The organism is Sphingomonas sp. DMC6 (assembly GCF_056314225.1).
This window is the reverse complement of record NZ_JBQUYT010000002.1, coordinates 579,971-589,759: the sequence shown is the minus strand read 5'-3', so window position 1 is coordinate 589,759 and position 9,789 is coordinate 579,971. Positions and strand designations below refer to the sequence as shown.

11 protein-coding genes are annotated in these 9,789 nt (G+C 67.9%); 8 read left to right on the top strand and 3 right to left on the bottom strand.

The genetic code is table 11. The features are described 5' to 3' along the window. Nucleotides 1-95: 95 nt before the first annotated feature. The 7 genes from ACT53M_RS06660 to ACT53M_RS06630 are packed head-to-tail and all read left to right on the top strand — an operon-like array spanning nt 96 to nt 6,172. Nucleotides 96-1,079, top strand: coding sequence for a thiamine pyrophosphate-dependent dehydrogenase E1 component subunit alpha (locus tag ACT53M_RS06660; RefSeq protein WP_476232235.1), 984 nt, complete (start codon nt 96-98; stop codon nt 1,077-1,079). Then, the gene (locus ACT53M_RS06655; protein ID WP_084581201.1) at nt 1,076-2,086 is read left to right on the top strand and encodes an alpha-ketoacid dehydrogenase subunit beta; all 1,011 of its coding nucleotides are present in this window, start codon (nt 1,076-1,078) and stop codon (nt 2,084-2,086) included. Before ACT53M_RS06660 ends, ACT53M_RS06655 begins: the two co-directional genes overlap by 4 nt. Nucleotides 2,087-2,108: 22 nt before the next feature. Then, nucleotides 2,109-2,339: a biotin/lipoyl-containing protein gene (locus ACT53M_RS06650; protein WP_084581199.1), complete on the top strand. Its 231-nt coding sequence runs from the start codon at nt 2,109-2,111 to the stop codon at nt 2,337-2,339. Then, a complete protein-coding gene (locus ACT53M_RS06645; RefSeq protein ID WP_084581197.1) occupies nt 2,339-2,662 on the top strand; it encodes a hypothetical protein in 324 nt (107 codons plus the stop codon). Before ACT53M_RS06650 ends, ACT53M_RS06645 begins: the two co-directional genes overlap by 1 nt. After that, nucleotides 2,659-3,402 (top strand): 2-oxo acid dehydrogenase subunit E2, encoded by a 744-nt coding sequence (locus ACT53M_RS06640; protein ID WP_476232233.1) that lies wholly within the window; start codon nt 2,659-2,661, stop codon nt 3,400-3,402. Before ACT53M_RS06645 ends, ACT53M_RS06640 begins: the two co-directional genes overlap by 4 nt. Before the next feature lie 17 nt (nt 3,403-3,419). Continuing rightward, nucleotides 3,420-4,562, top strand: a complete 1,143-nt coding sequence (locus ACT53M_RS06635; protein ID WP_476232232.1) for a serine hydrolase domain-containing protein — start codon at nt 3,420-3,422, stop codon at nt 4,560-4,562. Further along, on the top strand, nt 4,559-6,172 hold the full coding sequence (locus tag ACT53M_RS06630) for a GMC family oxidoreductase (RefSeq protein WP_476232231.1): 1,614 nt from the start codon (nt 4,559-4,561) through the stop codon (nt 6,170-6,172). The genes ACT53M_RS06635 and ACT53M_RS06630 overlap by 4 nt, the downstream gene beginning before the upstream one ends. 195 nt (nt 6,173-6,367) lie before the next feature. Here ACT53M_RS06630 and ACT53M_RS06625 read toward each other — a convergent pair whose 3' ends face one another. After that, nucleotides 6,368-7,141, bottom strand: a complete 774-nt coding sequence (locus tag ACT53M_RS06625) for an SDR family NAD(P)-dependent oxidoreductase (protein ID WP_476232230.1) — start codon at nt 7,139-7,141, stop codon at nt 6,368-6,370. Continuing rightward, nucleotides 7,138-7,806 (bottom strand): hypothetical protein, encoded by a 669-nt coding sequence (locus ACT53M_RS06620; protein ID WP_476232228.1) that lies wholly within the window; start codon nt 7,804-7,806, stop codon nt 7,138-7,140. The genes ACT53M_RS06625 and ACT53M_RS06620 overlap by 4 nt, the downstream gene beginning before the upstream one ends. Before the next feature lie 230 nt (nt 7,807-8,036). Between ACT53M_RS06620 and ACT53M_RS06615 the strand changes: the two genes are divergently transcribed. Then, nucleotides 8,037-8,786 (top strand): SDR family NAD(P)-dependent oxidoreductase, encoded by a 750-nt coding sequence (locus ACT53M_RS06615; RefSeq protein WP_476232227.1) that lies wholly within the window; start codon nt 8,037-8,039, stop codon nt 8,784-8,786. Nucleotides 8,787-8,794: 8 nt separating this feature from the next. On the opposite strand, the gene ACT53M_RS06610 is transcribed toward ACT53M_RS06615, so the two are convergent. Then, a complete protein-coding gene (locus ACT53M_RS06610; RefSeq protein WP_476232226.1) occupies nt 8,795-9,682 on the bottom strand; it encodes an alpha/beta fold hydrolase in 888 nt (295 codons plus the stop codon). Nucleotides 9,683-9,789 lie beyond the last annotated feature (107 nt).

The following is a 9,789-nucleotide window of genomic DNA, read 5'->3' as shown; positions in this document are numbered from 1 at the left end:
CCGGGTCGTCGGCCGGGGCCCCGCACTTTTCACAACCGGGATATCCAAGCCGCCCCCGGTGGCGACGGGTCCCCAAGCATGGCACTCCTCGCCCTATGGACAACAGATTCTCGCTCGACGCGGCCACCCAGCTCGGCATCTATCGCCGCATGGCGCTCATCAAGGCGAACGACGAGCGCAGCCGCAAGGTGATCCGCTCCGGCCGGCTGGTGATGCCCTATTACAGCCCGCGCGGGCAGGAGGTGATTCCGAGCTGCATCTCCGCCTGCCTGACCGACGACGACTATATCTGCACCATCTATCGCGGCACCCACGACATGCTCGCGAAAGGCGTTCCGCTGCGCGACCTGTGGGCGGAACTCGCAGGGCGCGTTACCGGCACGTGCAAGGGCAAGGGCGGGCCGATGCACATCACCCATCCCGCATCGGGCGTGATGGTGACGACCGGAATCGTCGGATCGTCGATGCCGATCGCCAACGGCCTCGCCTGGGCGGCGCAGCTCAAGGGCGACGGCCGGGTGACGATTGCGAATTTCGGCGACGGCGCCGCCAACATCGGCGCGTTTCACGAATCGCTCAATCTTGCGGCCGTCTGGAAGCTGCCGGTAGTGTTCGTGTGCCAGAACAACGAATGGGGCGAGCACACCGCCTATGACAAGACCAGCAACGTGCCGGTCGCGGCGCGCGGCGGCGCCTATGGCATGCCGGGCGTACGGGTCGACGGCAACGACGTCTTCGAAATGTATCACGCCGCCCGTACCGCGATCGAGCGCGCGCGCGCCGGGGAAGGGCCGACGCTGATCGAGGCGATGACCTATCGCTTCTTCGGCCACGTCTTCGGCGATGCGGACGGCTATATGGACAAGGATCGCAAGGCCGCGGCGGTCGCCGCCGATCCGGTGCCGCGTTTCCGCACGCACCTGATCGACAGCGGCATCGCCGACGAGGCGCAGCTCGCAGCGATGGAGGCCGAGATCGAGGCCGCGCTCGACGACGCCGTCGACTTCGCGCTGGCGAGCGATTTCCCCGAACCGGTGGAATTGACGCGCGATGTCTTTGGCGAGGAGGTGGCAGCATGAGCCGTGGTGCGGCCCTTGCCGAGGGCAAGTCGAATATCCTGCAGTCCGTGAATGCCGCGCTGGCTGATGCGCTGGCCGAGGACGAAGCGGTGCTGGTGCTAGGTGAGGACATCGGCGACGCGGAGGAGGGCGGCGTTGTCGGGGTGACCCGTGGCCTGTCGACCCGGTTCGGCGAACATCGCGTCCGCACGACGCCGATTTCCGAGCAGGCGATCATCGGTGCCGCAATCGGCGCGAGCCTCGCCGGGTTCAAGCCGGTGGCCGAGATCATGCTGATGAACTTCACCACCGTTGCGATGGACATGATCGTCAATCATGCCGCCAAGCTGCGGTTCATGTCGGGCGGCCAGACCAACGTGCCGATCGTCATCCGCACGATGACGGGCACCGGCTTCGGTTCGGGCGGGCAGCATTGCGATTATCTCGAAGCCTGGTTCGCGCATACGGCGGGCATCAAGGTGGTCGCGCCCTCCAGCCCGGCCGACGCCTATGGCCTCATGCGCTCGGCGATCGACGACCCCGATCCCGTGCTGTTCATCGAAAACCTGCCGACCTACTGGAACCAGGCGGAGGCCGCGCCGAGCGGCTATCGCGTGCCGATCGGCCGCGCCAAGGTTCTGGCGGAAGGCCGCGACGTCACCATCCTGGCCTATGCGCGCATGATTCAGGAAGCGACGCCGGCGCTGGCGCAACTGGCGGAGGCCGGCATCTCGGCCGAACTGATCGATCTGCGCACCATCGCGCCCTGGGATCGCGAGACGGTGCTGGCGTCGGTCGCCAAGACGCGTCGCCTGCTGATCGTGCACGAGGCGGTGACTCCCTTCGGCGTTGGGGCGGAAATCGCGGCGACCGTCGGCGAGGCATTGTTCGGCCAGCTCGCCGCGCCGGTGAAGCGCCTTGGCGGTGCCTTCTGCCCGGTGCCCTTCTCGAAGCCCCTCGAAAGCGCCTTCGCGCCGCGAACGGCCGACATCGTTGCGGCCGCCCAGACGCTCGCCGCCCATCTCTGACCGTATTGACCAGGAGAACGAAATGAGCACCGAAGTGCTGCTGCCCAAGATCGGCTTCTCGATGAACGAAGGTCTGCTCGCCGAATGGCTGGTGCCCGATGGCGGCCAGGCCGTCGAAGGCGAGCCGCTCTATGCGCTGGAGAGCGACAAGTCGACGCAGGAAGTCGAATCGCCCGCCTCCGGCACCCTGCGCATCCTGAAGCCGGTCGGCGAGACCTATGAAGTGGGCACCCTGCTCGCGGTCATCGAGTAATGCGCTATCAGTTGCATCTGCATACGCGCCCGGTGCCGGGACGCGAGGAGGAGTATCATCGCTGGTACGACGAGACGCACCTCGCCGACGTGGTCGGCCTGCGCGGCTTCCTCACCGGCGAGCGTTTCGCCCCCGTTCCGCTCGCGCCCGACGCACCGCCGCCGGATACCTATCTCGCGGTGTACGAGATCGAAACCGACGATCTGGGCGCCGTGCTGGGCCAGTTGCGCCCCGGCGGGCTGCAGATTTCCGACGCCCTGGATGTCTCGTCGGTGCGGACCGAGGTGTTCCGCAGCCTGACCGAAAAGGTGACGCGCGCATGAGCGACCTGCTGTCCGGACTGGCGCCATGGCCCGCCGCCGATTTCGCCGAGTTCGGCGCGATCGAAGTCAAGAAGCTCGGCCGCATCCAGACGCTGGTGGGATCGTTCCTCGGCCGCAACTGGGTCGCGATTCCGCACGTCACGCACCATGACGAGGCGGACATCACCGATCTGGAGGCGCGCCGCCGCACGCACAATGCCGGCGGCGGGACCAAGCTGACGATCGTGCCGCTGCTCGTGAAGGCGCTGGCCGAAGCGCTGGCCGCGTTTCCGCAGTTCAATGCGTCGCTGGACCCCAAGGCCGGGACGCTGGTCCTGAAGAAATATGTGCATGTCGGCGTGGCGGTAGATACGCCCGGCGGGCTGCTCGTTCCGGTGCTCCGCGACTGCGACACCAAGACCGTGAGCGAGATCGCCGGCGAGATCACCGCGCTGTCCGAAAAGGCGCGGACGAAGGGATTGCCGATGAGCGACATGGCCGGCGGGTGCATCACCCTGACGTCGCTCGGCCATATCGGCGGAACCGCCTTCACCCCCATCGTGAACGCGCCGGAGGTGGCGATCCTGGGCGTCACGCGCGCGCGGCCCGTCGCCACGCCGGGTGCGGACGGCGCCGTCGTGTGGCGGGAGATGCTGCCGCTGTCGCTCAGCTACGACCACCGCGTCATCAACGGCGCCGATGCCGCGCGCTTCGTGCGTTTCATTGCCGAGCGGCTCGCCGACCCCGATCTGGTCGCCTGACGACCCAAGGACATAGCATGGCACATTCCAATCGCCTGAACGCCGTCGTCCAGCCCATTCTGGACCGGCTGGTTGCCGAAGGACGCGAGATCGGCATCCAGATTTGCGCCTGGCAGGGCGAGGATCAGATCGTCGACTGCTGGGCGGGGCTGGCCGATGCGGCGAGCGGCAGCAAGGTGGATGCGGACACGCTGTTCAACGTCTTTTCGGTGTCGAAGGCGGTCAGCGCGACGGCGGTGCATCTCCAGGCGGAGCGCGGGCTGATCGACTATGATGCGCCGGTCGCGGACTATTGGCCCGATTTCGCGCAGGCGGGCAAGGGCGACGTCACCGTTCGCCATGTGCTGAGCCACGTCTCCGGCGTGCTGCGCATGCCGCCGGACGTCACGCCGGAGCTGATGACCAATTGGGACTGGATGTGCCGGCGGATCGCCGAGATGCCGGGCGTCTATCCGGCCGGCAGCCGTTCCTCCTATCAGTCGATGACCTTCGGCTGGCTGGTGGGCGAGATCGTACGGCGGACCGATCCGAAGCGACGGCCCTTCGGACAGTTCGTGCGCGAGGAGATCGCCGAGCCGCTGGGCGCGACCGATCTCTGGCTGGGAATACCGGACGGCGTCGAGCCGCGCATCGCGACGCTCGATGCCGTCTCGGTCTATGTCGCGCCGGAGGGCAACCTGATGCGCGAGGCGCAGCCCAAGATCGTCGATCTGATGCCCGACCCGTTCGAGCGCCCCTATGTACGCCGGGCGTGCATTCCGGCGGTCGGCGGCATTTTCAATGCCCGCAGCGAGGCGCGCTTCTGGGCGATGCTCGCCAATGGCGGGGAACTGAACGGGGTGCGCCTGCTGTCGGCCGATCGGGTGGCAAGTTTCGCCGCGCCGCGCCCGCATTTCGAGGACGCCGATCCGGTGTTCTTCGGGATGGTCGTGCCGATCGCCTGGTCGGGCTATTGGCTGGGCGGGGCGGCGGCGCCGCCGGTATCCGCGCCGCGCAACATGCGGGCGCTGTGTCATCCGGGCATGGGCGGATCGATCGGCTGGGCCGATCCCGATCTGAAGCTCGCCGTCGCCTTCTGTCACAACCGCATGTTCGATACCCGCGAGATTGACCAGGACAGCCGCACCCTGATCGGCGACGCGATCCGGGCGGCGTTGTGAGCGACGCCATGGAAAGCTGGGACTATATCATCGCCGGTGCCGGCTCGGCGGGGTGCGTATTGGCCGATCGCCTGTCGGAAAACGGGCGCAACCGCGTCCTGCTTCTCGAAGCGGGGCCGTCCGACAATCACCCCTTCGTGCACATGCCGAAAGCCTCCGCCAAGCTGTTCGGCGATCCGCGCTATGTCTGGCATTTCCAAACCCAGGGCCATGACGACGTGCCGCCGGAGATGTGGATCCGCGGCAAGATGCTGGGCGGGTCGTCTTCGGTGAACGGCATGATGTATTTCCGGGGGCAGCCCCAGGATTATGACTGCTGGGAAGCGCTCGGCGCGAAGGGGTGGGGCTGGAACGCGATGGCGCCCGCGTTTCGCGCGATGGAACGGCATGCCCTGGGCGGCGACGACGTTCGCGGCGGGGATGGCCCCCTCGGCATCTCGGTGGAGCGCGAGCGTACGCCGCTGAGCGAGGCGTTCATCAGGGCCGGCGAGCAGTTGGGCCTGAAGCGCGTCGACGATCTCAACCGGCCCGACCAGGGCGGGGTGGTTGGCTATGCGACACGGACGATCTGGAAGGGGCGGCGGCAAAGTACCGCGCAGACCTTCCTGAAGCGCGCGCGGAATCGGCCCAACCTGCGGATCGTCACGGGCGCGATGGTCGATCGGGTGCTGTTCGACGGCATCCGCGCGAGCGGCGTGCGCGCGATCGTCAACGGGTCACCCACCGATTTCCACACCCAGGGCGAGGTGATCCTGAGCGCCGGCACGCTGATGTCGCCGCAGATCCTCGAGCGCTCCGGTATCGGCGCGGCCGATCGGCTGCGCGATCTGGGGATCGCCGTGCACGCGAACAGCCCCGGGGTCGGCGAACACATGCTCGAGCATCGCCTGATGATGATGCAGTTCGAGGTCAATGTGCCCTTCAGCCACAATGCGAAGCTGCAGGGATGGCGGCTGCCGCTGAACGTGCTGCGCTATTATCTGCTGCGGTCCGGGCCGATGGCATCGGGCTATGGCGCGGTCGGCGCGTTCGCCACCGTCCTCCAGGAATCGGCGACGCCGGATATCGAGGTGCTATACAGTCCTGCCGTCGCCAAGCCCGATGCGAAGGGCGTCTATCGCCCCGACAAGGTGCACAGCGTGCAGTTGTTCGGCTATCCGCTGCGGTCGCGCAGCGAAGGCGCGATCCATATCAGTTCGGCTGATCCCGCGGCGCCGGCGACGATCCGTGCGGGCTATCTCAGCGATCCCTATGACCAGCGGGTGACCGTGGCGATGCACCGGTTCCTGCGCGCATGGATGGCGCGCCCGGCGATCGCCAAGATGGTCGTCGCCGAGCGCGAGACGACGCGCGATCTGGTGCGCGATGAAGACATTCTGGCGGCGTATCGCGCGCGGGGCATGGCCGGCTATCACGCCTGCAGCACGTGCCGCATGGGCGACTTCGCCGATGCCGTGCTGGACGAGAAGCTGCGCGTCCGCGGCGTGACGCGCCTGCGGGTGGTCGACGGTTCGATCATGCCGACCATGGTTTCCGCCAATACCAACGGCCCGATCATGGCGAGCGCCTGGCGTGCGGCCGACCTGATCCTGGCCGATACCAACGCCTGATACCAGGCTGCGTTGATACCGACTCCTCCAGCCTCTCCCCGTCATCCCGGCGAAAGCCGGGATCCATTCGCCTCTCGGTCTCAGCAAACGCCGATAGCGAGACCGCAATGGACCCCGGCTTTCGCCGGGGTGACGATGTGGAGGACGAAGATAGGTTCTTATCCGTGCAGGTTGGTATGAGCGCGTTCTGCCGCGCTACAGCGTGGTGTAGAAGCCGCCGTCGATCGGGATCGTCTGGCCGGAGACGAAGCGGAACTGCTCGCCGGCCAGCGCGACGATTGCCGGTGCGATGTCGATTGCCGGATCGCCCATCCGGCGCATCGGAAAGGCGGCGCGGAGCGCCTCCCAGGCTTCGGGATGCAACGCGAAATAGGCCTTGCTCGACTCGCTCTCGCTCGAGGGGGAGAAGAGGTTCACGGCGATCCCGTCGTCGCCCCACTCCTTGGCCAGCGCCTTGGCGAAGCCGCGGATCGCGCCCTTGAGCGATGCGTAGATCGGGTTGCTGGCATCGCCGGCGAGACCATGGGCCGAGGTGATCGCGATCAAGCGCCCGCGCCCGCTGGCCTTGAGTGCGGGATAGGCGGCATGCGCGACCTGGTAGCAGCCGGACAGCGTGATCGCGACATGCTGGTCCCATTCGTCGAGCGTGATGTCGTCGAGCGGGCGGGACAGATGCGATTGGCCATGCGCGGCGATCTGGACGACGATGTCGATCCCGCCAAAGGTCGCGACCGTCTCGTCCACCGCCTGGGCGATCGACGCTGGATCGGTGATGTCCCCTTTCAGGAACGCCGCGGTGCCGCCGGCCGCGCGAATCTCCTGGACGAGTGCCTCCGGCACGGCGCTGCTGCGCGCGACGAGGGCGACCTTGGCGCCGGCGGCCGCGAAGCTCGTGGCGAGGCCGCGCCCCAGGCCGGATCCCACGCCGGTCAACAGCGCGGTGCGCCCTTCGAGTAGCCGTTCCGTCATGGTGTCATCCAGTCTCCGCCATCGGCGATCAGCGTTTGCCCGGCCAGCGCCAGGCCGGGGGCGCCCGCCAGCGCCGTGATCAGCGCGGCGAGCCTCGCCGCATCGGGCGGGCGGCGGCCATGGCCACCGATATCCAGGCGGCCGAGTTGCGGGACGTCGGCGAGCCGCGGGAGCAAGCGCTCCGCTTTCAGCGCGATCCAGTTGATCGCAATCTCGCTTCCGATCCATTGCCGCGCGGCCGCCTTGACCAGCGTGCGCTGACCTTCCACCGCGGCGCCCAGCGCGGCGAGGCCGGCTACGCCGTTGAGCGGGAACGCCGGTCCCAGGCCGATGATCGCCCCCCGGTTCCCCAGCAGCGCATGCGCAACCTGCAGCGAGATCAGGGTTCGACGCAGCGGCGCCTCGCAGCCATGCCGCCATTGCGTCGTGCCGGTGTCGCGCAGCGGTATCGCGGCGGCGTCCTCCGGCAAATGGCAGTGCAGGACGAGATCGGGGGCGTTCTCGCCCAGTAGCCGGCGGGCGTCGCGTTCGAGCTGCGCCCGGTCGCCGAAATCGGACGCGGGGCTGTGGACGCGCCAACCGGCCGCCTGCAAGGCGCTTTCCAGCCAGGCGATCGCGCAGCCCGATGTCAGCAGCAGTGCCGACTTTTCCTGGGTCGAATGCATGGCGGGAAGGATGGCAGCACGGCTGGCACGCGGCAACGTCGATACCGATCAAGCTCTTAGCCGTCGCATATGTGATGAGCGACAAAGCGATGGCCGTGTCGCTCGCGTCGCGGGAGGGCCGGCGGTAGCGGTTGTGCGATGGTACAATCGCTTTTCCTTCCCATGCAAAGCGCCACGCGCGCCGACCGCTTCGCCGGACACCCGGCATCGCCGCCCGCGGGTGGGCGCCGATGAAGCGGCTCGACGGGCGCGTCGCGCTGGTGACTGGCGCTGCATCGGGGATCGGCCGGGCGTCGGCGATCGCGCTCGCCGAGGACGGCGCGGCGGTGATGCTGAGCGATATCGCCGCAGCCGGCAGCGACGTCGCGCGCGAGATCGTCGCGGCGGGCGGGCGGGCAGCGTTCTTCCCGGCGGATGCAACCGACGAAGCCCAGGTCGCCGCGCTGGTGCGGCACACGCTGGAAAGCTTCGGGCGGCTCGATTGCGCACACAACAATGTCGGCGTCGGCAGCACCGGGGTTTCTGTGGTCGACCAGTCCCGGGAAGACTGGGACCGCACGATCGCGCTGTCGTTGACCTCGACCTGGCTCGGGATGAAGCACCAGATCCCCGCGATGATCGCGGCCGGCGGGGGCGCCATCGTCAACACCGCGTCGATGGCGGGCGTGCGCTATTCGGCGGGCGCCTCGCCGGCCTATTCGGCGGCCAAGGCCGGTGTCGTGCATCTCACCCACTATGCGGCACATGCCCATGCCGCCGACGGGGTCCGCGTCAACAGCGTCTCGCCCGGCCTTACCGCCACGGCGATCGTCGCCACCATGTTCACAATCGAGCAGCAGGCCGACATCGCGGCGCAGGGCCAGCTCATCCGCCGCGCGGTGCAGCCGCGGGAAATCGCCGAGGCGGTGGTGTTCCTGTGTTCCGACCGCGCGGCGATGGTGACGGGCGTCAATCTCGAAGTGTGCGGCGGGAAGCGCTGAACGGACTTTCAGAGAAACGCCTTCAACTGCGCCATGAACCAGTCGAAGCCGTCATGGTGGAGCCAATGGCTTGCGCCTTCCAGAACCTCGATGCGGGCATCGCGGACGGCATGTGCCCGGATGTCGTGCCGGGGATCGGGCGTGTAGCTCGCCGAACCCCATAGCAGCAGCGTGGGACAGGCGATCTTGCTGAGCATCAGCAGAAAAGCGTCGTCGCGGCGGTCCTGGGGATGCGCGAGCCGCACCAGATTGTCGAACTTCCACACGAAGCCGCCGTCCTCGGTGCGGCGCAGGCCATGCGTGGTGAGGTGCAGCGCCTGCTCGATGCGCAGAAAGGCGTTTTCGCGCAGCAAGCGCTCGGCAGCGGCATCGACGGACGGATAGCGGCGTGGCGCCTTCTCCGCGAAGCTGCGCCGCGCGTCGATCCAACTGCGGAGTTCCTCGTCGGCGGGTAGCTGGCGCCGGACGAGGTTGGTATGGCTCGTGGTCAGGCCGGACTCGGGCGAGATGCCGAGTCCGTCGATCAGCACCAGCTTGCGCATGCGCTCCGGATAGAGCGCCGCAAAGCCCGCTGATATGCTGCCGCCGGCCGAATGCGCGACGATCGTGACCGGCGCCGTGCAGCGAAGCCGAACCAGCTCGGCGAGATCGTAGATATAGGCTGCGCTGGTGTAGACGCCGTCCAATGCCCAGTCGCTGTCGCCATGGCCGCGCGCATCCGGCGCGAGGATGTGCCAGTCGGCGGCGAGGCGTTCGGCCGTCCAGTCCCAGGCCCGGCAATGGTCGCGCGATCCGTGGACGAGGAGCAGCGGCGGCTTGTCCGGTGAGCCCCATTCCGCATAGTGAAGGCGAAGCCGCTGCGAGGTGAAATAGTGCGCGCGCACAGCTTCGCTCATCGCCCCGCGCCCCACGCACGGCGGACGCCGCGCATCCCTTTGCTAGAACATCGCGGTGTCGATCGAACGCGTTCCAACCTGAAGCCCCTTTCGGTTGCGACGGATGC